This is a genomic window from Sphingomonas azotifigens NBRC 15497, from assembly GCF_002091475.1.
GTDB lineage: Bacteria > Pseudomonadota > Alphaproteobacteria > Sphingomonadales > Sphingomonadaceae > Sphingomonas > Sphingomonas azotifigens.
In genome coordinates this window covers 18,074-42,017 of record NZ_BCTR01000007.1, presented here as the reverse complement: position 1 = coordinate 42,017, position 23,944 = coordinate 18,074, and the positions used below count along the sequence as shown (strand labels likewise).

The 23,944-nt window shown below is 66.0% G+C and carries 26 protein-coding genes; 21 read left to right on the top strand and 5 right to left on the bottom strand.

Annotated features, from left to right (window positions below; all coding sequences use genetic code 11):
• Window positions 1-141: 141 nt before the first annotated feature.
• Window positions 142-2,844: a PAS domain-containing sensor histidine kinase gene (locus SAZ01S_RS03630; RefSeq protein ID WP_084580161.1), complete on the top strand. Its 2,703-nt coding sequence runs from the start codon at window positions 142-144 to the stop codon at window positions 2,842-2,844.
• Window positions 2,844-3,458: a response regulator transcription factor gene (locus SAZ01S_RS03625; RefSeq protein WP_084580159.1), complete on the top strand. Its 615-nt coding sequence runs from the start codon at window positions 2,844-2,846 to the stop codon at window positions 3,456-3,458. Before SAZ01S_RS03630 ends, SAZ01S_RS03625 begins: the two co-directional genes overlap by 1 nt.
• A gap of 1 nt (window position 3,459) precedes the next feature.
• Here SAZ01S_RS03625 and SAZ01S_RS03620 read toward each other — a convergent pair whose 3' ends face one another.
• Window positions 3,460-3,795 carry a hypothetical protein gene (locus tag SAZ01S_RS03620; RefSeq protein WP_245824567.1) on the bottom strand — a complete coding sequence of 112 codons (336 nt, stop codon included), beginning with the start codon at window positions 3,793-3,795 and terminating at the stop codon, window positions 3,460-3,462.
• Window positions 3,796-3,899: 104 nt separating this feature from the next.
• On the bottom strand, window positions 3,900-5,285 hold the full coding sequence (locus SAZ01S_RS03615) for an alginate export family protein (RefSeq protein ID WP_167693059.1): 1,386 nt from the start codon (window positions 5,283-5,285) through the stop codon (window positions 3,900-3,902).
• 263 nt (window positions 5,286-5,548) lie between these two features.
• Here SAZ01S_RS03615 and SAZ01S_RS03610 point away from each other — a divergent pair, with 263 nt between their 5' ends.
• On the top strand, window positions 5,549-7,360 hold the full coding sequence (locus tag SAZ01S_RS03610; protein ID WP_084580388.1) for a methyl-accepting chemotaxis protein: 1,812 nt from the start codon (window positions 5,549-5,551) through the stop codon (window positions 7,358-7,360).
• 189 nt (window positions 7,361-7,549) lie between these two features.
• Here SAZ01S_RS03610 and flaF read toward each other — a convergent pair whose 3' ends face one another.
• A complete protein-coding gene (gene flaF, locus SAZ01S_RS03605; protein ID WP_084580154.1) occupies window positions 7,550-7,933 on the bottom strand; it encodes a flagellar biosynthesis regulator FlaF in 384 nt (127 codons plus the stop codon).
• Window positions 7,934-8,046: 113 nt separating this feature from the next.
• Here flaF and SAZ01S_RS03600 point away from each other — a divergent pair, with 113 nt between their 5' ends.
• The 15 genes from SAZ01S_RS03600 (at window position 8,047) to SAZ01S_RS03530 (ending at window position 20,384) form a co-directional block, all read left to right on the top strand.
• Window positions 8,047-10,461 carry an HAD family hydrolase gene (locus SAZ01S_RS03600; protein ID WP_084580152.1) on the top strand — a complete coding sequence of 805 codons (2,415 nt, stop codon included), beginning with the start codon at window positions 8,047-8,049 and terminating at the stop codon, window positions 10,459-10,461.
• A gap of 20 nt (window positions 10,462-10,481) precedes the next feature.
• Entirely contained in the window at window positions 10,482-10,769 is a 288-nt protein-coding gene (locus SAZ01S_RS03595; RefSeq protein WP_084580149.1) for a hypothetical protein, read from the top strand.
• Window positions 10,770-10,805: 36 nt separating this feature from the next.
• Window positions 10,806-11,690, top strand: a complete 885-nt coding sequence (gene motA, locus SAZ01S_RS03590; RefSeq protein WP_084580147.1) for a flagellar motor stator protein MotA — start codon at window positions 10,806-10,808, stop codon at window positions 11,688-11,690.
• On the top strand, window positions 11,665-11,985 hold the full coding sequence (locus SAZ01S_RS03585) for an STAS domain-containing protein (protein WP_084580145.1): 321 nt from the start codon (window positions 11,665-11,667) through the stop codon (window positions 11,983-11,985). Before motA ends, SAZ01S_RS03585 begins: the two co-directional genes overlap by 26 nt.
• Entirely contained in the window at window positions 11,982-12,347 is a 366-nt protein-coding gene (locus tag SAZ01S_RS03580) for a response regulator (RefSeq protein WP_084580143.1), read from the top strand. The genes SAZ01S_RS03585 and SAZ01S_RS03580 overlap by 4 nt, the downstream gene beginning before the upstream one ends.
• A complete protein-coding gene (locus tag SAZ01S_RS03575) occupies window positions 12,344-14,632 on the top strand; it encodes a chemotaxis protein CheA (protein WP_084580141.1) in 2,289 nt (762 codons plus the stop codon). The genes SAZ01S_RS03580 and SAZ01S_RS03575 overlap by 4 nt, the downstream gene beginning before the upstream one ends.
• Window positions 14,629-15,126: a chemotaxis protein CheW gene (locus SAZ01S_RS03570; protein WP_084580139.1), complete on the top strand. Its 498-nt coding sequence runs from the start codon at window positions 14,629-14,631 to the stop codon at window positions 15,124-15,126. The genes SAZ01S_RS03575 and SAZ01S_RS03570 overlap by 4 nt, the downstream gene beginning before the upstream one ends.
• Entirely contained in the window at window positions 15,123-16,010 is an 888-nt protein-coding gene (locus SAZ01S_RS03565) for a CheR family methyltransferase (RefSeq protein WP_084580137.1), read from the top strand. Before SAZ01S_RS03570 ends, SAZ01S_RS03565 begins: the two co-directional genes overlap by 4 nt.
• Window positions 16,007-17,059 (top strand): protein-glutamate methylesterase/protein-glutamine glutaminase, encoded by a 1,053-nt coding sequence (locus tag SAZ01S_RS03560; RefSeq protein WP_084580135.1) that lies wholly within the window; start codon window positions 16,007-16,009, stop codon window positions 17,057-17,059. Before SAZ01S_RS03565 ends, SAZ01S_RS03560 begins: the two co-directional genes overlap by 4 nt.
• Before the next feature lie 2 nt (window positions 17,060-17,061).
• The gene (locus tag SAZ01S_RS03555; RefSeq protein WP_064314002.1) at window positions 17,062-17,451 is read left to right on the top strand and encodes a response regulator; all 390 of its coding nucleotides are present in this window, start codon (window positions 17,062-17,064) and stop codon (window positions 17,449-17,451) included.
• A gap of 1 nt (window position 17,452) precedes the next feature.
• Complete coding sequence (locus SAZ01S_RS03550) at window positions 17,453-17,977, top strand: chemotaxis protein CheD (RefSeq protein WP_084580133.1); 525 nt, start codon at window positions 17,453-17,455, stop codon at window positions 17,975-17,977.
• 14 nt (window positions 17,978-17,991) lie between these two features.
• Complete coding sequence (locus SAZ01S_RS03545) at window positions 17,992-18,309, top strand: hypothetical protein (protein WP_439951211.1); 318 nt, start codon at window positions 17,992-17,994, stop codon at window positions 18,307-18,309.
• Between the two features lies 1 nt (window position 18,310).
• Complete coding sequence (locus SAZ01S_RS03540; protein WP_084580129.1) at window positions 18,311-19,156, top strand: flagellar motor protein MotB; 846 nt, start codon at window positions 18,311-18,313, stop codon at window positions 19,154-19,156.
• A 19-nt stretch (window positions 19,157-19,175) separates the two neighbouring features.
• Complete coding sequence (locus SAZ01S_RS03535) at window positions 19,176-19,613, top strand: hypothetical protein (RefSeq protein WP_369688860.1); 438 nt, start codon at window positions 19,176-19,178, stop codon at window positions 19,611-19,613.
• A 114-nt stretch (window positions 19,614-19,727) separates the two neighbouring features.
• On the top strand, window positions 19,728-20,384 hold the full coding sequence (locus SAZ01S_RS03530; protein ID WP_084580125.1) for a PilZ domain-containing protein: 657 nt from the start codon (window positions 19,728-19,730) through the stop codon (window positions 20,382-20,384).
• 21 nt (window positions 20,385-20,405) lie between these two features.
• Here the strand turns inward: SAZ01S_RS03530 and SAZ01S_RS03525 are convergent, their stop codons facing one another.
• Together SAZ01S_RS03525 and SAZ01S_RS03520 are read right to left on the bottom strand one after the other, a co-directional pair.
• A complete protein-coding gene (locus SAZ01S_RS03525) occupies window positions 20,406-21,422 on the bottom strand; it encodes an SGNH/GDSL hydrolase family protein (protein ID WP_084580123.1) in 1,017 nt (338 codons plus the stop codon).
• 151 nt (window positions 21,423-21,573) lie between these two features.
• Window positions 21,574-21,990 (bottom strand): flagellar assembly protein FliX, encoded by a 417-nt coding sequence (locus SAZ01S_RS03520; protein WP_084580121.1) that lies wholly within the window; start codon window positions 21,988-21,990, stop codon window positions 21,574-21,576.
• An 84-nt stretch (window positions 21,991-22,074) separates the two neighbouring features.
• Here SAZ01S_RS03520 and SAZ01S_RS03515 point away from each other — a divergent pair, with 84 nt between their 5' ends.
• From SAZ01S_RS03515 to SAZ01S_RS03505, 3 genes are read left to right on the top strand one after another with little or no spacing between them, the layout of a single operon-like run.
• Window positions 22,075-23,178 (top strand): flagellar basal body P-ring protein FlgI, encoded by a 1,104-nt coding sequence (locus SAZ01S_RS03515; protein ID WP_084580119.1) that lies wholly within the window; start codon window positions 22,075-22,077, stop codon window positions 23,176-23,178.
• Window positions 23,178-23,483, top strand: a complete 306-nt coding sequence (locus SAZ01S_RS03510) for a rod-binding protein (RefSeq protein ID WP_084580117.1) — start codon at window positions 23,178-23,180, stop codon at window positions 23,481-23,483. The genes SAZ01S_RS03515 and SAZ01S_RS03510 overlap by 1 nt, the downstream gene beginning before the upstream one ends.
• A complete protein-coding gene (locus tag SAZ01S_RS03505; RefSeq protein WP_084580115.1) occupies window positions 23,480-23,905 on the top strand; it encodes a flagellar protein FlgN in 426 nt (141 codons plus the stop codon). Before SAZ01S_RS03510 ends, SAZ01S_RS03505 begins: the two co-directional genes overlap by 4 nt.
• Window positions 23,906-23,944: the final 39 nt, after the last annotated feature.

Below are 23,944 nucleotides of genomic sequence, written 5' to 3'. Positions count from 1 at the left end.
GCGCCCCGGTTGCAGGTTAAGAAGAATCGACGGAATTCCGGGCATCTCCCTATGGCTTTTCGCGCGAAATTAACCGATGCTGACCATATCGGGGTCTCAGCTTCGACCTGTGCAGGGACAGGTGGTTTGCGCGTTACTAGAATGGATCCACAAGCGCCGGCTCGAAGCACGTCGCTGTCGAACGTTACCACGGCCAAGCTTTTGGCGGGCGTCGCGCTCCTGTGCGGGGTAGTTACCCTTGCGGGCTGGGCGCTCCACATCCCCATCCTCCAGCGCTTCCTCCCGACCACCTATCCCATGTGGCCGGTCGCTGCGCTGGGCTATACCTGCGTCGCGATAGGCGTTCTTGCAGACCAGGCGGAGCGCCATCGGGTGGCGCTTCCCTTCTACCTGGCAGGGATGGCCGTCGGCATCCTGGCCACCGCCCAGACGCTGATCGGGCCCGCGTTCGACCTGGGAACGCTGTTGTTCCCCAGCCAGATTGCCGCCATGCAGGTTCCGCATGCCGGGCGCCCGGGCGTGAATGCAATCGTGTTCCTGCTGATGCTGCCGGTCGCCGCGTTCGCCTCGCGCAGCCGGTGGCGGCTGCTGCGCGAAGTGGCGCCGCTGGTCGCGATCGCGCCACTGGCACTCGCACTGGCCTCGGTCACCGCGATGATGCTGGCGGCCAACCCCTCGGCAGTGAATCTGGGGCTGCGCGCTTCGCTGCCCGGCACGATCATGGCATTCTCGCTGACCGCGGCGATCCTGCTCGGGCATTGGCGCGTGAATGAGCAGCGTTCCAGCCGGATCCAGCGCTCCGATCCGCTGGCCATCAACATCCTCGTCGCGGGCGCCATCCTGCTGCCCGCGCTTCCCGCCACGATCGAGCTGCTCCTGGAACGAAGCGCGAGCGCCGAAGGCATTTCCGGCCATCTCGTCCTGGCGCTGTTCAACGTGATGGCGATCGGCCTGATCGCCTATTGGGCGGTGCACCGGGTAGGGCGCGAGCAGAGCGCCCGGGCCGAGCTGAGCCTTGCCCTTGACAGTGCCACCGTGGTGATGACCGACGCCCGCGGCATGATCATCCACTGGTCGATGGGCTGTCAGCAGCTCTACGGCTGGAGCGAAGAAGAGGCACTGGGCCAGAACCTCTACATGCTGCTGCACGCACATTGCCCGAACTGGAACAGCAGCTACGCCCTGCCCGATGCCGACGGCGCGCAGGAACTGATCGAGCAGCGCAAGGACGGCAGCCAGTTGCACGTGATCGAGCGTCTGCTGCGCTCGGCGACGCCTACCCGCGGCGCGATCGTCGTCCACAGCATCCTCGACATCTCGGAGCGCGTGTCGGCGCTGCGGGCGCTGCGCGCCAGCGAGGAGCGGCTCGCCCAGGCGACCGCCGCGCACGAACTCGGCATTTTCGACTGGGACGTGGGCAGCGATCATATCAACTGGTCACCGGGCACCGAACAGCGGCTGGGGCTGCCGCTGGGCTCGCTCTCCAGCTTCGAGTCCTGGAAACAGCTGATCGATCCGGACGATCTGGAGAGCCTGCGCAGCACGGTGATTCACGCGGTGGCGGAACGTGCCGAGCGCTTCTCGTTCCGCTACCGGCTGACCGGTTGCAAGGGGGCGGAACGCACGCTCGAGGGATCCGCGCGCAGCTTCTACGATGGCGCCGGCAACCTCGTCCGTGTCGTGGGCGCAGCGCTAGACATCACCGAGCGCGACGAGCGCGAAGCCGCACTGCGCCGCCGCGAGGCACAGCTGCGCACCGTGCTGGAGACGGTGCCGGACGCGATGATCGTGCTCGGCGGCGACGGTACCATCCTCCAGTTCAGCGCCGCCGCAGAGCAACTCTGGGGCTATCGCGCGTCCGAAGTGGTCACCCGGCATTTCACCATGCTGATCCCGCAGGACGAGATCGAAGGCTATGAGGAAGTGTTGCAGCGCTTCGTCGAGACCGGCGAGGGGCTGGCGGGCGAAGTGCTGGTCGGCACCGCGATCACCGCCGATGGCCGGCGCTTCCCGGCCGAGATGCGATCGGGCGCGGCGCGCAGCGACGGCCATCTGCTGATCACCGTGTTCATCCGCGACCTGACCGAGCGGGTCGCCGCCGAGCAGCGGCTGAGCGAGCTCAACAACGAAATCGCCCATGTGTCGCGCCAGAGCGCGATGAGCGAGATGGCCGCCGACCTCGCGCACGAGCTCAACCAGCCGCTGAGCGCAACCGCCAACTTCCTCGCCGCCGCACGCATGCTGATCGAGCGGGGTGAAGGCGGACCGCGCGTCACCGATCTGCTGCGCATGGGTTCCGAGCAGACCCAGCGCGCCGGCGAGATCATCCGCCGGCTGCGTGCCTTCGTCGCCCGCGGCGAAGTCGAGATGCGGGTGGAATCGGTCGAGCGCACCGTGCGCGACGCCGTGGAACTGGTGCTGGTCGGCACCGGCCATTTCAACCTGCGCGTCGCCTTCCACCTCGATCCGGGCGCGCGGTTCATCCTGGCGGACCGCATCCAGGTCCAGCAAGTTCTGGTAAATCTGTTGCGCAATGCCGTGCAGGCATTGAAGCTTGTCGATCCAGACGACCGACAGATCACGATCACGTCCGAGAAGCTACCCGATCAAATGATCGCCATCACGGTTACGGACAGCGGCCCGGGCTTGCCGGCCCATGTCTTGGAAAATCTGTTTTCGCGGTTCAGTACGACGAAAGGAGGAGCAGGCGGAATGGGGATTGGACTTTCGATCAGCAAGCGTATTATCGAAGGCCATGGGGGTTGCCTGAGTGCGGAGAACGCGCCGGGGGGCGGCGCGTCGTTCCGATTCACCCTGCCCGGCGTCGAAGAAGGTGAAGAATAATGACCCGAACCATTTACATCGTCGATGACGACGACGCCGTTCGCGCATCGCTGCACAGCCTGTTGTCGGTCCGCCCCGATCTCATCGTCCGCGGCTATCGCTCGGGCGACGCCTTTCTTGAGCAGGTGAGCGAGCTCGATCCGGGCGTGGTGCTGCTCGATTTCCATATGCCCGGCTCCAGCGGGCTCGATGTCCTGATCAAGCTCGATCGCGCGCCCAAATTCGTCGCGATCGTTCTCACCGGTCAGGGAAATGTCGGCCTGGCGGTGCAGGCGATGAAGGCCGGCGCGCTCGACTTCATCGAGAAGCCGTACGAGGCCGAGTTCCTGCTCAAGGTGATCGACCAGGCGTTTTCGCGGCTCGAAGAGGACAATGAAGCCGCGGCGCGCACCGCAACGGCGGAGGCGAAGATCGCCAAGCTCTCGCCGCGCGAGACCGACGTGCTGAAGGGCCTGATCGAAGGCCGCTCGAACAAGATCATCGCGTACGAGCTGGATATCAGCCCGCGAACCGTGGAAATCTACCGCGCCAATCTGATGGAGAAGCTCGAAGTCCGCAGCCTCTCCGAAGCGCTGCGGATTGCCTTCGCCGCGGGCCTGTTCCCCAAGGGGTGACTTACTGCACCGTGCCGTCATCGCGCAGCAATGCGGCGATGACGGAAGCAGGTTCCTCCACGGTGATATGATGCAGATGCGGGGCGGACACCTCGGTTGCGCCGCCTACGATCATCAGCCGGTGCCAGAGCGGATCGCTGCACAGCGCCGCGAGGCCCCCGGGAAGCCCTTGCACGGCCTCCAGATCCGCCACCAGTACCGGCGCGCTGCCGCCCAGGCGCGCGATCCGCGCTGCATCGACCTGCTCCATGCTGACCACGTCGATGCCGGAGAGCGCCAGCCGCGCCGCAAGCATGCTGCGCAGCCCCGCCTCACGTACCATCAGGATCACCAGCATGTTGAGCACCGTTCCGATCGCCCTTGGTTGCGCACCCGCGGGCGACCATATGCGGGTTCGTGGCGCGTTGCCACAGGTATCGCTTTGGTCCGCTCGCTCGCCGATCAGAATTTGAACACGAGGTCTGCATAGCCATAGCGCGCATCGCCGGTGTGCGGTGCGTTCGGCGCCTGGGTGAGGAAGCGCCCCTTGGCGAGATAGGCTGCGCCGATCTCGGCACGCAGCCGATCCGGGATCAGCGAACGGCGCAGGCGCATCTCCACTTCGGTGCCGGCATGGCGACCCGACGCACCGGACTTGTCGCGCACATTGGTGAACGCGAAGGTGTCGGTCCGCTCGGCAAGCCAGAGGCCCCGCAGCGCGACCATCGCGTCGAACCGCTTGGACGGCTTGGCCTCGATCCGGATGCCCGGCGAAACGAGGTTGGCGAGCCCGACCGGTCCGAACAGCGACGCGGGACCGTAATCGGCACGCCGGGCGCCGTAGAGGGAATCGAACCGGCCATAGCCCGGATTCGCGCCGTCGCCGCTGGCATAATCGAAGAAGGCAGAAATGCGCGGCGTCCATTTCCTGGCGATGGTGTAGCCGCCCTCGATATGGACGAAGCCCGCATGCACCGAATATTCGGTGCGATCGGTGACGGCATTGGTAAGCCGGGTGCGGCCGCGCTGCAGCGCCGCTTCGCCCTCGACGTCCAGCTTGCCCTTGGCAGGCGCGCGGCGCAGGCGCAAACCAAATGTCACCAGTCGGCGATCGCGCGTCTGATAGCCGGGGCGATCCTGCTCGGCGAGCCGGTAGACATAGCCGCCCACGCTGACTTTGTGGCCGATATCCGCGAGGTTGCCGTCCGCACCGAAGAACACGGTGCCGGTATCGACATGGTCGAGCTGCACCCGGTTACCGATGATGTCGTCCATCGACGTGGCGAGCGCGGTTACCGGGTGGGTCCAAAACAGAACCAGCTCATCCTTCGCCTTGGTGCGATACTCGACGCGACCGCCGAGATAGGACGGGAAGGTGTTGCCGAAATCGGCGCGCGCGACGAGGCGCTGGGCACCGAAGGTCATGGTGAAGCGGCCCGCCGTCATCGCGAGGCTGTCCTTTTTCCCCAGCACATTGTGCAGCTTGTAGCTGGCATAGACCTGAAGCGGCTCGAGCGTGTTGATGTCGCTGGCCTTGACCGAGCTGTTGTGGCCCTCGCCATAGCCGCGCGCGTCGAGCAATTCGCCGCCGATCGTCAGATCGCCCCAGTCCAGCTTCGCGGCGACCAGGGTCCGCAGCGACACGAAGGCGATGCTGTCGTCGACCTTCGGCCGGAACTGGCCGTCAATGCCTTCGGCGCGCGCCCGAACGCTTCCCTCGATGCTTAGTTTGGGACCGGAAGGCGATGGCGCGGCCGGCTTGGTCTGTGCCTGGGCGGCGCTGGACGCCAGCAGCAGCGCGAGCCCGATGCTCCGCACCACATATCCCTTGTTCGGAAAGCCCCGCACGCATTCGCTCCTGCCACTCTGTTTGTTGGCCTTATAGAAACGAACTGGAGCTTCTCGGCCCAAGAGGACCACACCCGCAGTTTTCCGGATGTTTCACAGGTCCATCCGTAATTTCCGCATCAGCGGTGCTGCTGTCGATCAGTCTATAATGGGAACACGCCGCATTGGCGGTGCGAAAATAACAGCTCCGGCGCGCGACCGGGGTATTGCGGGTGCTATGTTCTATGTTCGCATTTCTTGATGATTGGCCCCTCACCAAAAAGATGCTGGTGGCATTCAGCTTTCTGGGCCTGCTGCTTGTCGGCTTGGCGATCAACGGCTGGATCTCGAACCGCGACCTGACCGGTATCGCGCGCAAGCATGTCGAGGTGAGTGTCGCCGGCATGTCCAACATGTCCGACGTGATCAGCGACATCAAGGAAATGCGGATCATCGTCTACAGCCACTTCAACGCGCTGACCGACGAGGAGCGCGCCAAGCTGCAGAAGCGGCTGGACACCGCCTCCAGCGAGCTGGACCGCGACATCAAGGCCGTCTCCGCCGTCGCCGACCCTTCCCTGGCTGCCGATCTGGGCCGCCTCGCAACGATCAAGACCCAGCTCGACGAAACCAACCGCCGCATCTTCGAAGCCGATGTCACCAGCAAGGATGCCGGGCTGAAGCTGATCAAGGGCGAGGGCAAGGAACGCTCGCACGATGCGCTCGATCAGGCGCAGAAGGTGCTCGATGCGCTGCGCAAGGCGTCCGAAGAGGCCAATGCACGCGGGAATGCCTCGTCAACGACCGCGCTGATCATGACGATCGGCCTGTCGCTCCTGTCGTTCGCCGCGCTCGGCGTCGTGTGGCTCGCGATCAATCGCACCATCGCACAGCCGATGGCGCGGCTCGCCCGTGTCACCAAGACGCTGGCGGAAGGCGGCACCGCCACCGTGCCGAGCCTGCGCCGCGGCGACGAGCTGGGCGAGATTGCGCGTGCGGTCGAACAGTTCCGCCTTGCAGCCGCCGAGCGCGCGCAGGTCGACGCCCGCGCCGCGGCCGAGCAGCAGATGGTGACCAACACCGTCCGCGATAGCCTGGTGCGCGTCGCCGAAGGCGATCTCACTGCCGACATCACCAGCGAGTTCCCGCCGGCCTATGGCGAGCTCAAGAGCAACCTGAACAATGCGCTGGCGGCCCTGCGCGAGCTGATCGGCTCGGTGCTCGAATCGACCCTGCACATCCGCACCGGGTCGCGCGAGATCGCCCAGGCCAGCGAGGATCTTGCCCGCCGCACCGAGGCCAATGCCTCCGCGCTGGAAGAGACCGCCGCCGCCGTCACCCAGATGGACCAGCGCCTCAAGGCTACGGCGACGGCCGCCAACAGCACCGTCCAGCGCGCCGACCAGACGATCGGCGTCGTGGCCTCGGGCCGCAGCACCGCCGACGAGGCCGTGCAGGCGATGACCCGCGTATCGGAAAGCGCCAAGGGCATCGACAGCGTCATCGAAGGCCTCGACAAGATTGCGTTCCAGACGCGGGTTCTCGCGATGAACGCCGCTGTCGAGGCGGGACGCGCCGGCGAGGCAGGCCGCGGCTTCGCGGTCGTCGCCGATCTCGTCTCCGCGCTCGCGATGCGCGCCGAAGAGGAAGCCGGCCGTGCCCGCGACCAGCTGACCGCGACGCAGGCCGACATCGTCACCGCCGTCGGCATGGTCGAGAAGGTCGATGGCGCGCTGTCGAACATCTCGAGCGACGTCGGCGAAGTCCACCATCTGCTCGGCCGGATCGCGACCGACAACCAGGCCCAGTCCTCGGCGATCTCGGAGATTTCGCAGACGATCGGCACGATGGACCAGTCTACCCAGCAGAATGCCGCGATGGTCGAGCAAACATCCGCAGCCGCGCGCAATCTGACCTCCGAGGTCGGGGCGCTGGCGGATCGCGCCGAACGGTTCAACATCGGCAAGCGCAGCGCTGGCGGCGGCAGCAGCCTTCCCGCCCGCGCGAAGGCGCCGAGCGTCGGCGGTGGCGGCTATGTCTCGCCGGTCAAGCCGATGGCTGTGGCCGCGGGTGGGGACGACTGGACCTCGTTCTGATCGCCTGACCGGCAGGCCCCGCGCCCGGCCATCCCGCGGCGCCCGACGCCGTGTTCCACCAACATCGCAGGACGGAACCGGAGTCCTCTCCAGAGCATCGGAGCGCCCGCAGCGCGCCGCCCGCGCACCGGGCACAAAAAAGCCCCGGGGGAGCACCCCGGGGCTAGCTGCTATGCGCGGTGGAAAATGTCAGGCGGCGGCGGCGGCCTGTGGAGCGCTGCTACGATCGCTAGCACCAAGCCCTTCCATGATCGTCCGATTCACCTCGATCAGTTCGACGATCGATTCCCGCCCGGCAACCACATCGCTGGTAAAGCGGTCGACCCACAGCCCGAGCGAGATGATCTTGGCGCGAAGCTCGATCGGCAGATTGTTGCCACGCGTGCCGCAGTCGGTAACGAAGGTCGTCCACATTTCGCGGTTCCGATACAGCGAGGGCATCAGCAATGCGCCCTTCAGTCCGGCCTCATGCGCCGTCAACATTTCCGCGGTGATCTCACGCATCAGCCGCAGCTCGGTCGCACGCGGCGTTTCGGCCCGGCTCCGGGCCGCCTGATAAGCACTGATCGTCATCGTAGCTCCTTTGCTCCTGCCGCCATTGTAGGAAGATTTTGCCGACCTGGTCCGTCGCCTTCCTATAAGATTCCTGCGTCCCCTCGGTGCGGGCGCTTTCCAGGGACAGTACCGTGACCGATTTCATCCTTCCGCATGCGTTGCCGTCGGCGCTAGACGGGCGCGAAGGCGTCAAGCTGCTATCACTCGACTGCTTCGACACGCTGCTCTGGCGTGACAGCCACGCGCCACGCGACATTTTCAGCGCCCTGCCCGGCACCACCATACTGCAGCGGCAGCGGGCGGAATCGCGCGCGCGCTCCGCTGCGCTGGTGCGTCATCGGCGGAACGAAGTGACCATCGCGGAAATCTATCGCGAACTGCTGCCCTCGGCCTCGAAGGCCTCGATTACCGCCGCGATCGAGCACGAGATCGCCGCCGAGGTGCGCCATTGCTTTGCCTTCGCACCGACCGTGGCCCTGATTCAAGAAGCCAAGAAGCGCGGGCTGGACGTGATCATCGTTTCCGACACGTACCTGGATGCCGATCAGCTTCGCGACCTCATCGTCCGCGCCGCCGGCGCCGACGTCGCGGCGATGATCGACCGGGTCTTCTGCTCGTCCCATTACCGCCGCTCCAAGGCGGACGGGTTGTACGAAGATGTGCTGAAGGCGCTGAAATGTACGCCGGAAGCGATCCTTCACATCGGCGACAACAAGGCAGCGGACGTCGACGGCGTCGCCCCGTTCGGCGTGCAGACGCTCCACCTCAAGCAGTTCGACGGGAAGACCGAACAGCGCCTGCGGCTCGAATCCTCGATCGGTGCGATGCTGAATCCGCGGCAGAGTGCGACGATGACCACGCCGCAGCCGCATCGCGCCGCGCTTGCGCTGGGCGAACCGCGGATCGAGGACCCCGCCGAGGCGCTCGGCTTCTCGGTTGTCGGGCCTGCCTTCCACGCCTTCGAGCGCTGGCTGCAGCACGAGGCCGATACGCTCCAGGCCGAACGCGGCGGCACCATTCACTGGCTGTTCCTGATGCGCGACGGCCTGTTGCCGATGCGCATGCACCGCACGGCGAAGTCGCAAGACGCCGGTCACCCGGTGGAGATCAGCCGCTTCACCGCGACCGCCTCGTCCCTCACCAGCGAAGCGTCCGTGAACCAGTATCTTGAATACGAGATCGGCAGCAGGGTCGACAAGCTGGCCAAGCAACTGCTCCCGGACGCGGAAGCCAGGAAGCTTCTGAATGCGCTTCCAGAAAGCCGGGGCCGCAATCTCGCCTTCTTGCGCGAGGTCCGCAAGCCGCATCGGATGAACCAGATCGTCCGGTCGAACCGCCGCTTCGCCGATCGGCTGATTACCCATGTCCGCGCATGCGCCGACCCGCAGCCCGGCGATACGCTGATGCTGGTCGACCTCGGCTATAACGGCTCGGTGCAGAATGACGTCGACGCGCTCCTGCGCGAACGGTTCGGCGTCCATGTCGCCGGACGCTATCTGTTGCTGCGCGAACATGTGCGATCCGGGCTCGACAAGAAGGGCCTGATCGACGGCGAGCACTATGATTGCTACGCGCTCGAGGCCATCGCCTCCAATGTCGCGATCATCGAGCAGATCTGTACCGCGTCGCTGGGCTCGACGATCGATTACCGCGACGATGGCACCCCCATCCGCACCGAAAACAGCATCAAGGGACGCCAGAGCGCGGTCCGCGAGCGCATCCAGGAAGGCGCGCTGCACTTCGAGCGCGCGCAGGCGGCGGCGCGCCTGCGCGGCAGCCCGATCGACGAACTTCCCCTGTGGCGCGATGCCGCGGCGGCCGTGCTCGGACGGCTGATGTTCCTGCCGATGGCGCACGAGCTGGCGGTGGTCAACGAGTTCGAGCACGACGTGAACCTGGGCGTGAGCGACACCGTGCCGCTGTTCGATCCGGTGATCGCCCGCCGCGGGTTGCGCCAGCGCGGGCTGATGTACCTGAAGGGTTCGGAGCGCATGTACCTGCCGGCCGAACTGCACGGCGAGGGCATGCCGATCAAGCTGTCCCTGCTCGCCCAAGCCCGCTTCGGCCTGCCGCTCAAATATGGCGATTTCGTCGACAGCACGATCTCGCTGCCGCTGATCGCGGCCGACGGCGTGCACGCCTCCACCGGCGCGGTCACTGCCACGCCCACCCATGACGGCTATTATCTGGCGGCCATCCCGATCCAGGATTGCCGCTTCTCGATCGGCGTCCAGTTCGGCCAGCTGTTCGACTGGGTGCAGGTCCAAAGCGCCAGCTTCCTGTCGGTCGAGGACTTCCTGGAGGAGGTGCGACGTTCGCCGAACAACGAGATTGCTGCCAAGCCCTCGCTTGAGGGTATCCAGCAGGTCGCGCCGCATCTCTACCATTGCGAGAACGAATTCGCGTTCATGATGGTGCCCCCACCCCCGCGCATCGACGATCGGCCGATGATGCTGGCGCTGGTGTTCCGCCCCATCGCCTATCGGGTGGCGACAGGTGCGTCGGCTCCCGCCCACCGCGTCGGCGCCCAGTCTGCCAACGCCTGACCGATCGTCTGATCCATGCGATGGCCGAATGCTGGGACGTCATCCTCGGCACGTTGCGGGCCATCCGGGTGCGCAACATCGCCGGAATCGGCGCCGAAGGCGATGCCGGCGCCAGCAGACGTCCATGCCTGACCTTTTCGGTGGGCAAACTGGCGTTCCCTTGGAACGGCAGCGCGCTGCTCGCGTCGCTCGAGCAGCGCCGCCTACGCAACAATCTTGCCGTCATCCAGGGCGGGATCGGGAGCGCGATCACCTTTCCGCCTAAGCAGTTTCCCAGAACCCCCACCCGGCCGGAAACCATCCTATAATTCTGGAAAGATCCAGGGAAAGAATTTGAGCCCGTCATGCTGAACGCAGTTGGTTTCGTCATCATTCTCGGTTGCGTGTTCGGCAGTTTCATCATGTCGGGCGGCAAATTCGGGATCATCGCCGAGGCGATGCCGCACGAGCTTATGGCGATCGGCGGCGCGGCGATCGGCGCCTTCATCGTCGGCAACTCGATGCCGACGGTGAAGAAGGCCGGTGCCGGCATCATGCGCGCGTTCAAGGGCGGGCGCTGGAAGGCCAGCGACTATACCGACCTGCTGACCCTGATGTTCACCCTGCTCTCGCTGTTCAAGAGGAGCGGCGCCACCGGTATCGAGCCGCATCTCGACAAGCCGGAGGAGAGCGACCTTTTCAAGCCCTATCCGCGGCTGCTCGCCGATCACCACCTGATCGAGTTCCTCTGCGACTATCTGCGGATGATGACGGTCAATTTCGAGGACCCGCACCAGCTGGAAGCAGCGATGGAAGCGGACATCGAGAAGCACCATCACGAGGAAACCCATCCGCAGCACTCGCTGCAGCTGATGGCCGACGGCCTGCCCGCCATCGGCATCGTCGCGGCGGTGCTCGGCGTCATCAAGACCATGGGCTCGATCGATCAGCCGACCGAGATCCTGGGCGCAATGATCGGCGGCGCGCTCGTCGGTACCTTCCTCGGCGTGCTTCTGTCCTACTGCGTGGTGGCGCCGCTCGCCGGCAAGCTGCTCGAGACGATCGAAGCCGACTCCAAGCCCTTCACCATCGTGAAGACCGCCATCGTTGCCTATGCCCAGAACCAGCCGGTGCAGGTCGCGATCGAAATCGCCCGTCGCATGACGCCCACCGCGTACGCGCCGACCTTCCAGCAACTCGAAACCGCTCTCGACGAGGCCAAAAATGGACTTTCCCCTGCCACCGCTTGAGGCCGGCGCGGACAACGCGCTCGCGCTCCCCGCGCACGGAACCACCGTGACGGCCGCGGATCTTCAAACCCGCCTCCTCCAGGCGGTCGACGGCGACGGACCGGTCGAGATCGATGCCTCGCAGGTCGAGAGCGTCGGCCAGGCGGTGCTGCAGCTGCTCGTCGCTGCCAAGGCCGAAGCCGAAAAGCTCGGCAAGGCCTTCACCATCCTCAACCCCAGCACTGCCTTCACCGATCGTGTGAACCGTTGCCAGCTCGCAGCGGCGGTCGGCATTGATACCGGAGAACTTCTGTGACCAAGCTGATCCTTACCGTCGATGACTCCGCGAGCATGCGCATGCTGCTCAAGACGTCGCTGACCTCGCAGGGCTTTCGCATCGAGAGCGCGAACGACGGGCAGCATGGCCTGGAGCGCATGCACGAGGTCAAGCCCGACCTGCTCATCACCGACATCAACATGCCGAAGATGGACGGGTTCGAACTGATCGAGGCCGTGCGCCAGGTTCCCGAATTCAAGGGCGTGCCGATCCTGGTGCTCTCGACCGAATTCTCGGACGAGAAGAAGGCGCGCGCCCGCTCGGCCGGTGCCACCGGCTGGATCACCAAGCCGTTCGAGGCCACCAAGCTGGGAGCGGCGATCCGCCGCGTCTGCCCGTGAGCGATGAATTCGACGATATCCAGGCAATCTTCTTCGAAGAGTGCACTGAAGGCCTCACGACGGCCGAGGAAGGGCTGTCGGCGATGCAGGCGGGCGATCTGTCTGCCGAAACCATTGCCGGTGTGTTCCGCGCGATCCACTCGATCAAGGGTGGCGCCGGCGCCTTCGGCCATTCGGACCTGACCGCCTTCGCGCACAAGTTCGAGAATGTGCTCGACGAGGTGCGTGCCGGGAAGATCGTCCCCTCGCCCGGCGTGATCCGGGTGATGCTGAGCTCGTTCGACATCCTGTCGGACCATGTCGAGGCGGCGAAGGGCAATGCCTCGCGGCCGAACGATGGGGCCGCACTGAGCGCGCTCGAGCAGGTGCTCGCCAACAAGGGTGTTCCCGATGGTGACGCGCCGGCTGCGGCCGCGCCTGCCGCGGCAGCCCCCGCCCCCGCCGCCCCGGCGGCCGCGCCGGCGATGGAGGAAGAGGAAGACGAGTTCGGCTTCCGCCCGGTGGGCGTGTCGCTCGACGACCTCGACGCACCCGCGGAGGAAGCGGCTGGCTGGAGCGTGCGCTTCAAGCCGTCGCGTGCCGCGCTCGCCAATGCCGGTGAACCGCTATTGACGGTCCGTGAGCTCGAAGGCCTGGGCGCCCGTGTCCACTCGGTCGACATCAGCACGCTCCCGCCGCTGCGCGAGATCGATCCGGAAGACAGCTACTTCACCTGGGTGATGCACGCCCCGGCCGAGCTGCCGGAAAGCGACCTCTCCGACTGCTTCGATTTCGTCGCGCCGGATTCGGTGATCGAGATCACGCGCAACAGTGAAGACGTGGTCCTGCCCGATGGCGCAGGTGAGACCGAGATGGACGGCGACGAGATCCCGTTCGTGCCGGTGACGGCGACGGTCGACGACTTCATGGACCTGGGCCCTGCCCCGGCGGCTCCGGCCCCGGCGCCTGCGCCCGCTCCGGCACCTGCACCCGTGGCGGCGGCGCCCGAAGCCGCCCCTGCCCCGGCCGCGGCGGCGACCCCGCCGGCCGGCGGTGGCGGCACGCCCGGTGGCCCCGGTGGCGGTGGTGCTGGTGCTGGCGGCGGCGGTCCGGCCAAGCCGGGCAACGAAGCCGCGCAGACGATCCGCGTGGACCTCGTCAAGCTCGACCTGCTGCTCAATCTGGTCGGCGAGCTGGTGATCCGCAACTCGATCCTGGCCGACCGGCTGTCGCCGGCCGATCGCCAGCGCGTCGAACTGCCCGAACTGGCTCGCCTCACCCGGCAGATCCAGGACAACGTCATGTCGCTGCGCGCCCAGCCGATCCGGCAGGCCTTCAGCCGCGTGCCGCGCATGCTCCGCGATCTCTCGGTCGAGACCGGCAAGCAGATCAACCTCGAGACGATCGGTGAGACGACCGAAGTCGACAAGGGCGTGATCGAGAAGATCGGCGATCCGCTGACCCACATGATCCGCAACGCCGCGGACCATGGCCTGGAAAGCGCCGAAGAGCGGATCGCGGCGGGCAAGGACCCCGCCGGCACGATCAAGCTGTCGGCCGAGCAGAAGGGCGCCCGGATCTTCGTGCGCGTCGCGGACAACGGCCGCGGCATCAACCGCGAACGCGTTCGTGCCAAGGCGGTCGAAAAGGGCATCATCAGCGCCGATGCGGTGCTGTCGAACGAGGAAATCGACCAGCTGATCTGCGCCCCGGGCTTCTCCACCGCGGAGAAGATCTCGAACATCTCGGGTCGCGGTGTCGGCATGGACGTGGTGCGCTCGAACGTGGAAGCCCTGGGCGGCCGCGTCGAGATCCACTCGGTCCCGGGCGAAGGCACGACCTTCACGATGATCCTGCCGCTCACGCTGGCCATTCTGGACGGCATGATCGTGCGGCTCGCCGGCCAGCGCTTCGTCCTGCCGCTGACGCACGTGCTGGAGACGATCCAGCCCGAGCCCGGCCAGGTGAAGCGTACCGCGCCCGACCATGAAGTGATCGACATGCGCGGCGAATATCTGCCGGTACGGCGCGCGACCGAGATCTTCGGCCTCAACGACGACCGCGCCATCGAGGACTCGCTGGTGGTGATCGTCGAGAGCGAGAGCTCGGGCAAGGTCGGCCTGGTCGTCGATACCATCGATGACCGTCGCGAAGTCGTGATCAAGAGCCTGGATCAGAACCTGCATCCGATCCGCGGCCTGGGTGGCGCGACCATCCTGGGCGACGGCTCGATCGCTCTCATCCTCGATATCGAGGCGCTGGTTGCCTCGCCCTCCCGTTACTCGCCCAAAGGACTGGCAGCATGAGCACCACCCCTGACACCGCCAATGATCGCAAGATCGTCACCTTCTCGCTCGCCAAGCAGATCTTCGGGATCGACATGAGCGCGCTCATCGAAATCCGCGAATGGGACGAACCGACCCCGCTCCCCAACGTGCCGAGCTTCGTGAAGGGCGTGACCAACCTGCGCGGCAACGTGATCCCGGTGGTCGGCCTGGCCGAGCGCCTGGGCTGGGAGCCGAGCCAGCTGCACGCACGCTCGTGCATCCTGGTGGTCAACATCATGGGCAAGCAGGCGGGTTTCCTCGTCGACGAAGTGAACGACATCGTCGGCATCAACGTCAACGAGATCCAGCCGGCACCGGCGGTCGAGACGACGCTGGAGGAAAGCGTGATCGCAGGGCTCGTCCGCATCGCCACCCGTGCGAAGGACGGCACCCGTGACGAGAACGGCAGCATGGTCCTGCTGCTCGATCTCAACGCGCTCAGCCTCACCAAGCATCTGGATCTCGCAGCATGAGCCCCGCCGGGGGCGCCGCCGCGGCGTCCGCCGGCGCCGCAAACGCGATGGCACCCGGCCAGACCGCGGAGCTCACGCACCGCGACTTCCAGGCCATCGCCGCGATCATGTACGAGGATGCCCGCATTTCGCTGAGCGAGGCGAAGACGACACTCGTCCAGTCGCGCCTTGCGCGCCGACTGCGGAAATTCGGGCTCGCCCGGTTCTGCGACTATGTCGAGCTGGTGCACAGCGACGCGGAGGAACGCCATGCGATGGTGGTGGCGCTGACCACCAACCACACGCACTTCTTCCGCGAGCCGCACCATTTCGATCACTTCCGCGAGACCGTGATCCCCACCCTTCAGCGCAAGCAGGGGCCGATCCGGATCTGGTCGGCAGGCTGCTCGTCGGGCGAGGAAGTCTACACGATCGCGATGTGCCTGCTGGGCCCCGACCGCAGCTCGGCCTCGTGGTTGCGCCACGCGGACGTGCGGCTGCTCGCCACGGACATCGCGCCGCCGGTCGTCGAGGCCGTGCAGCGCGGGGTCTATGCCGAGAACGTCGCCGCCGGCGTGCCGGAGCCCTATCGCTCGACCTGGATGAAGCCCGCACAAGGCGGTTTCATCATGGCCGAAGAGGCGCGCCAGCTCGTCACCGCAAAGGTTCTGAACCTGTTCGAACCCTGGCCGCTGAAAGCAGCCTATGATGTGATTTTCTGTCGTAACGTGATGATCTATTTCGGAGATCCCGCAAAGGAGGAGCTCGAGCATCGCTTCGTCGAGCAGCTCGCCCCGGGGAGCTTCCTGTATATCGGTCACTCGGAACGGCTGATCGGCCCGGCCGCGAGCAAGATGCGCTCGTGCGGGCACACCATTTATCAGAAGCCGGAGTCCAGGGCATGAAACCAGTCCGTACGCTCATCGTCGACGACAGCGCATCGATGCGCGCGACGCTGAAGCGGATGCTGTCGGCCGATCCCGAGATCGAAGTCGTCGGCATGGCGCCGGAGCCGTTCGCGGCCCGTGACATGATCAAGGCGCTCAACCCCGACGTGCTGACGCTCGACGTCGAAATGCCGGGGATGGACGGCCTGTCGTTCCTCGAGCGCATCATGCGCCTCCGGCCGATGCCGGTGGTGATGTGCTCCACCCTCACCGCCCGCGGCGCGGAAGTGACGATCGAGGCGCTGCGCCTCGGCGCGGTCGACTATGTCACCAAGCCGAGCGGTTCGCCGGAAGATATCGAGCGCGATGCCGGGCTGCTGTGCGAGAAGGTGAAGAGCGCGGCGCGCTCGGTCGCCCGCGCCGGCCCGCAGCGGCTGCCCGCACAGCCGAGCGTCGCCTCGTCCGGCGGCAGCGGCGCCGCGGCGCAGCTGATCGCGATCGGCTCGTCGACGGGCGGCGTGGAAGCGCTGTTCTCGCTGCTGCCCGCGCTGCCGGAAGATTCGCCGCCGATCCTGATCGTGCAGCACATGCCGGCGACCTTCACGCGCAGCTTCGCGCAGCGTCTGAACGCAGAATGCCGTGTCAACGTAGTGGAAGCTACGGATGGCGCCCAAGTGACCCCGGGAACCGTCTATATTGCTCCTGGAGGCGAACGACATATGGAACTCTCCGGCGGTGCCAATGGCAGGATCAAGCTGCTCGCTGGCAACCCGGTGACCGGCCACCGTCCGTCGGTGGACGTGCTGTTCCGCTCGGTCGCCAAACTGGGTGCCGGTGCCGTCGGCGTCATCCTTACCGGGATGGGCAGCGACGGTGCGCAGGGCCTGCTGGAAATGCGTCGGGCCGGTGCCCGCACGCTGGGCCAGACGAAAGAAACCTGCGTGGTGTGGGGCATGCCCCGTGCTGCCAAGGAAGCGGGTGCGGTGGAGAAGGAAGTCGGCCTTTCGGCGATGCCGGAGGCCATCCTGAAGGCCTGTCGAGAAACGGTTAAGGTTGGGAGCGCATAACAATGCCCGCTGCATCACAAATCAAGGTGATGGTCGTTGATGATCAGACCAGTATGCGGGCGATGATCCGTCGTGCGCTGCAGGATCTGGGGTTCAAGGACGTCCGCGATAAGGCCAGCGCGCCCGAGGCGCTCTCGGCGATCAAAAGCGATCGCGTCCACCTGGTCATCTCCGACTACAACATGCCCGAGATGGACGGGCTGCAGTTCCTGGAGGCGGTTCGCGCCGACCCGGTGATCGGCAAGACCGTGTTCATCATGCTCACCGGCTCGTCCGACCGCGAGGTCGTGCAGAAGGCGGCGGCGCTGGGTGTGAACAACTATGTCGTCAAGCCTTTCGCGCCGGCGGCGCTGAAGGAAAAGATCGAACGAGTCTTCGGCGAGCTGACCTGATATGCGCAGAGTTTCCATCGTACAGGGCGAGAACGCGGTGATCGCGGAGCCCCATGTCATGATTTCGACCCTGCTCGGGAGCTGCGTCGCCGCATGCCTCTACGACCCGGTCGCCAAGATCGGAGGCATGAACCACTTCCTGCTCGGCGAGCCGGGCGCAGACCACAAAGTGTCGGGTTCGGACATGGCGCGCTATGGCGTGCATGCGATGGAACTGCTGATCAACAGCATGATGGCCAAGGGCGCGGTGCGCACGCGGTTGCAGGCTCACCTTTATGGTGGCGCCAACATCATCTCCGGCCTCGGGAACATCGGCGCTTCCAACGGCGCCTTTGCCCGCCGGTTCATGGAGACCGAAGGTATCGCGATCGCGCATTGCGATCTCGGCGGCACGCTCGCCCGCAAGATCGAGTTCCTGCCGCACGAGGGCAAGAGCCGCTGCACCAAAGTGGCGGAGCGCGTCCAGGAACGTCCAGTCGCCCCCCTGCCTGTTGCCGCCCCCGACGGAGAATTGGAGCTTTTCTGATGTCGTGTCTGCCCATGTCGGAACCATCCCACGCCCAGCCCCTGCCTGGCTACGATCCCTTCGCGGGTGTGCTGCACAGCGTCATGGCCGGCGAGATCCGCGAGATCAGCAAGAAGCTGGAAGGCCTGGCCGAAGTGCTCGTCTGCGACGAGCATTTCGCCGCCAACTATCTCGAACAGCTTCAGGCGTTCGATTACCTGATCCAGCACGCCGATGAATGCGTGAACCTGCTGGAGCGGATCGCGGGCGGCGAGGATTCGCTCGCGGCGATCAGCCATGTCCGTCTCGGTGCCGTCCAGGATCGCCTGCGCGCTGCGCTGAAGGGCCAGTAACATGGCGCGCGGGGGGGACGTTCGGCCGATCATCGTCAAGAAGGTCAAGAAGGTCGCGGGCGGCCATCACGGCGGCGCGTGGAAGGTGGCCTATGCCGACTTCGTGACCGCGATGATGGCCTTCTTCATGCTGCTCTGGTTGCTCGCCAATCCTGACAAGGACCGGCTCAAGGGCCTCGCCAAATATTTCTCCCCGACCATCGCCGACAGCGCGCCCTCGACGCCGGTGAGCAACACCGCACCGGGCGCAGGCGGCCCCACCCGCCGCGCCGAAGCCGATCCCAGCGCGGCCAAGGGCCAACCGACCTTCGAGGTCTCGACCAGCGGCTCGGCGCGCGGCGGCACCGCCGACGTGCCGGCGACGATGCGCGTGATGGCCTCCGAACTGATGGTGGCGCTGGAAGCGACGCCGCAGGCGCAGGGCAAGAAGAACACCGACGTCAAGCAGGAACGCGACGGCGTCCGCATCACGCTGATGGACACCGACCAGCAGCCGATGTTCAAGTCGAACACTGCCGAGCTCAACCCCTATGCGCGGATGCTGCTCGCCAAGATCGCGAAGAAGATCGCCACCGTCGGCGCGCAGATCGCGATCGAGGGGCATACCGATGGCGCCGGCGGCCAGAGCGACGCCAATTGGGAGCTTTCCGGCCAGCGCGCCCTCGCCGCCCGCTCGGCGCTGATCGCCGGCGGGGTGACGCCGGACCGCTTCGCCGAGGTGGTGGCGATGGGTGCCACCCAGCCGGTCTATCCGGACCAGCCTTCGCGCGCCGAAAACCGGCGCATCAGCATCGTGCTCAAGGGCCAGACCTCGGCGCTGCCGAGCGATTCCAGCTTCAAATTCTGAAGGGCCTGCCGTGAAGAAGATGCTCGTCCTGATCGTCGCGCTGCTCGGCGGCCTCGCCGCCGGCGGCGGTACCGCCTATGCGATGATAAAGATGCTGGGCATCGGCGGCGCGCCGGCGCAGGAAGCCAAGGTCGAAAAGGAAGAACCTGCCAAGTTCGTGCCCACCGGCAAGGTGCTGGTGCCGCTCGTCTTCGCCGACGGCAAGCTGGCCGGCTACGCGTCGATGGAGGTACAGCTCCAGGTCGATGAGGCCAAGGCGGAGTTCGTCTCCCAGCGCATGCCGCTGCTGCTCCATGCCATCAACATGCGCACCTATCGCACGCCGATGGCGGCAGGGCCGGACGGGATGCTGCCGGACCTGGAAGGCTTCCGCAAGCTGGTCGATGGCGCCGCGACCGAAGCGTTCGGCGCGAAGGTGGTGCGCAAGGTGGCCGTCACCGCCGCCAATCCGGCCTGACCGCAGCCGAAATCGGCACGCGCCGTCTTTTCCAATTCTGGAATATTTCTGCCCGAAGCTGAACGGCTGTTCATCCTATAATGGCGGTATAGGCACGCAAGTACGCGGGCCAGCGTGGAGATCGACGCCGTGGGCGCAGCCGAACATCAGATGGACGACCAGCACGGCGACGACGGCGCATGGGCCACGCGCGCCCCGCGCACGATGACGACGCTGATGGTCGGCAAGCTGGTGCGCGCGGGCGCCGGCGAGCAGCTGTGCCGGGTCCGCAACATCTCGGCGACCGGCATGATGCTCGAGACGCCCTTCCCCTTGCGCGAAGGCGATCGCATCGCGGTCGAGCTGCGCTGCGGCCAGTTGCTCGAAGGCGCGATCATGTGGACCAGCGCCGGCCGCGCCGGCGTGCAGTTCACCGCTCCCATCGATGTCGAGGAAGTGCTGGCCACCGCCAAGGGCAGCTCGCCCGCCGCGCGCCTTCGTCGCGCCGTGCCGCGCGCGCCGCGCTTCCACATCACCACCACCGCCCGGCTTGTCTGCAACAGCGTGTCGCACATCGTACTGATGGAGAATCTCTCGCAAAGCGGCGCACGGCTCCGGTTGTCGAACCAGCCCGACCTCGACCGCGTGATGACCCTGGTGATCCCCGGCCTGAAGCCGCGCAGCTGCAGCATCCGATGGAGCGACGGCGAAGCCGCCGGCGTCGCCTTTATCGACATGATCCCCTATGCCGAGCTCGCGACATGGCTGGCCGAGGTGCAGCCCGCCTCCTGAGCCGCGCTCTTCCCCGCCCTTTCAGGCCACCGGAAGCAGCAGACGCGCCGCGAGCGCCCGACGCCGGCGCAGCGCGGCACCGGCGCCGCCAAAACCGAGGATCAGCAACACCCAGACCTGTCCTTCCGGCACCGCGCTGATGCCCAGCTGGCCGGCGATCGCCGTCGCGATCGCCTTGTGCACCTGGGTGGTCGGGTGGATGCCATCGAAGTAGAGCGAATTGGCGCACTGCACGACCTGCGGCACGCCGGTCCCCGGAGTCTGGCACGGGATCGACGTGTTGAGCGTCGCCGGCAGGCCATAGGCCGTCGGGTTCGCCAGCAGATCATGCTCGTACCCGAACAGGTCGAAATACTTGGCCTCTACTCCGGGCACGCTGGCGAGCCCCGCGGTGATCGTGCCCAGCCCCGCGCTGATCTGCTGCGAGCGCAGCGTCAGGTCGTCCAGGCGGCCAGCGATGCCGCCGGCTGTGGCGATGGACTCCGGCAACAACCCGATATCCGGCGCTCCCACGATCAGGAAGTTGCGCGCCCCCGCCAGGTACAGCGCGTTCACGCCTTTGACGAAGTCCGTCAGCGCCGGGGCGAAATCGATGTTGCCGCCGGTCAGGATCGTATCCCGAACGTCGTTGCCGCCGAAGGTGAGAAGCACCAGCGCATTGCTGTCGATCGGAAGGCCGACATTGTCGCTGTACAGCTTGAGTTGCCCGAGGAAGCTCGGGGAAATCTCGCCTGGCACATATTGCGCCGTGGCGCCGCCTACCGCCACGTTCAGCCCGCCCGCCGCCAGCGGCGTCGCCGGGGCGTGGGTGATCATCAGGCTCAGATAATCGGCAAAGTTGAAGCCGTTCGAAAAGCGGCCGAGAAAATAGCCGTTGGCCGGGCTGGCCTCCGCGCCCCCGGTGCCGAAATAGGCATTGCCGGAATCGACGAGACTGTCGCCAAAGACATACAGACCCGAATAGCTGCCGTTCGACGCCCATGCCGATGGCGTCGCAAACAAGGCAAACGCGGCAAGCCAGCCGATCAGCTTCTTCATGACAGCCCCTCTCTTTTCGCGCGACATTAACCATGTTCGCCGAGTCGAGAAAGCAGTCTATTTGGAGAACGCCTCTATTGGTCCCCAAACACGGAAAGCATATATATTCATAAATGGGAATATATCTTGCGGCCGGCACGCAACGCCGTGCTCAGACCTCGACGTCGAACTTGGCCAGTTCTACGCGAACGCGCAGATCGATTTCGCGCATCAGTTGGGCGAGCGTCGGGTCTTCGGGCATCGGCGCGGCCTGCGAGAAGCGTGCGATCTCGCGCAGCCGCGCGACATTGGGCGTGCCCGCCAGCAGTTCCTTGTGCAGCCGGTCCAACGCGTCGATCCCGCGTTCGGCGTCGCGCGCCATCTTGCGGCGGCGTTCGGCGACCGGATTGTTGACCGCGATCGCGACGAGCATCTGCACGCTGGCCGGCACGACCGTGCCCGGCGTCGCAAACGCCTGCGGGGTGGCCTGGGGTGCCTGTTCGGGCTGGTTGCTCAGGCCGGACACAGATTTGGGCAACGCCGCCAGCAGGTTGCGTGCCATCATCGGTGACAGGCTATCAATGCGCACGAAATCGGACCCTCGCGAGCCTTGTTGGCTCTCCTCTTCCTATAAGACGAGTAGCGTTAATTTTCCACTTGGCCCGAGAGGTTTATGTATCGTCTCTCCGCATCGTTCCTGGCGTTCGCGCTGGCCCTTGTCGGCGCGCCCCAGGCGATGGCCCAGACCCGGATCAAGGACATCGTCGACGTCGAGAATGTCCGCGAAAACCAGCTGGTTGGCTATGGCCTGGTGGTCGGTCTCGCCGGCACTGGCGACCGTATCCGCAACGCCCCCTTCACCGAGGAATCGATGCAGTCGATGCTCGAGCGGATGGGCGTTAACATCCGCGGCACCCAGATGCGCACCCAGAATGTCGCCGCCGTCTCGATCACCGCGACGATGCCGCCCTTCTCGCGCTCGGGCTCGCGGATCGACGTCCAGGTCTCCGCGCTCGGCGACGCCACCAGCCTGCAGGGCGGCACGCTGATCGCCTCGTCGCTGCGCGCGCTGGACGGCGAGATCTATGCGGTAGCGCAAGGGCCCGTCGCGGTCTCCGGCTTCAAGGGCCAGGGCGCGGCCGCCAGCGTCAGCCGCGGCGTCACCACCTCGGCCCGGATCGCCGGCGGCGCGATCGTCGAGCGTGAGGTGCCGTACCAATTGCGCTCGGCGAACAGCCTGAAACTCGCGCTGAAGAACCCCGATTTCTCGACCGCGGACCGCATCGCCAAGGCGATCAACGGCCGCTTCCCGGGTGCCGCGCAGATGCTCGATCCGGCGACCGTCGAGGTTCGCCCGTCGAGCCAGTTCGCCGGATCGGTGATCGATCTCGTCACCCAGGTCGGCGACCTCGAGGTGAAGGTGGACCAGCCGGCCAAGGTCGTGATCAACGAAGCCTCGGGCACGGTGGTCATGAACAGCGACGTCCGCATCACGCCGGTCGCGATCGCACAGGGCGGCCTCACCATCTCGGTCACCGAGGCGCCGCAGGTGTCGCAGCCGGCGCCCTTCTCGCAGGGACAGACGACGGTGGTGCCGCGCACCCAGGTGCAGGTGAACGACGGCAATGGCGCCAGCCTGGCAGTGATCAACGGCTCCTCGCTCAAGGCGCTGGTGAGCGGGCTCAACACCCTCGGCGTCTCGCCGCGCGACCTGATCACCATCCTCCAGGCGATCAAGACCGCTGGCGCCCTCCAGGCCGAAATCGAGGTGCAGTGATGGCCGACATCTCCCCCCTGCCCGCCACGGCTTCGGCCGCCACGCCGGCCAAGCCGCTGCCCAAGGTCGATCCGAAGAACGCCAAGACGGCGCAGGAATTCGAAAGCGTGTTCCTGGGCCAGATGACCTCGCTCATGCTGCAGAGCGTCGAGCAGGGCGAAGAGTTCAGCGGCGGCAGCGGCGAAGAGATTTTCCGCGGCGTGCTTGCCGAAAAGCTCGGCACCGAAATGGCGCGCCGCGGCGGTATCGGCCTGGCGCCGCATGTACTCGACCAGATCCTCAAGCTTCAGCAAGGACAGCAATGATCACGCAACTCGTCGACGCGATGGTGTCCCTCACCGCTCTGATGGAGGAAGAGAGCGAGCGCCTCGTGCGCACGCCCTACATCCCGGAGCTGGGGGAGATCGCCAATGCCAAGCTCCGCCTGGCCGGCCGGATCGAGGCCGAGGTGGCTCGCCTCAAGCGCGAAAATCCGGAAGACTGGCTCGAAACGCTCGACGCGGATTCTCGGGAAACACTTAGCGACGCGAGCCAGGCGTTGCGCGACGCGTCGATCGTCAACTCGCGGATACTTTCGCGACAGATCGAATTGTCCTCCGAGATCATGGCGGCAATTGCTGCGGAAGCACAACGACTGACCGGCAGCCGCAGCACCACCTACAGCGCCTGCGGCGGCCTCTCCGGCATCGATGCACCCGCGCCGATTTCTGTAAATGCACGTTTGTGAAGGTATTTTTATTCTGCGTTAATGCGGCAAGTTCGCTGC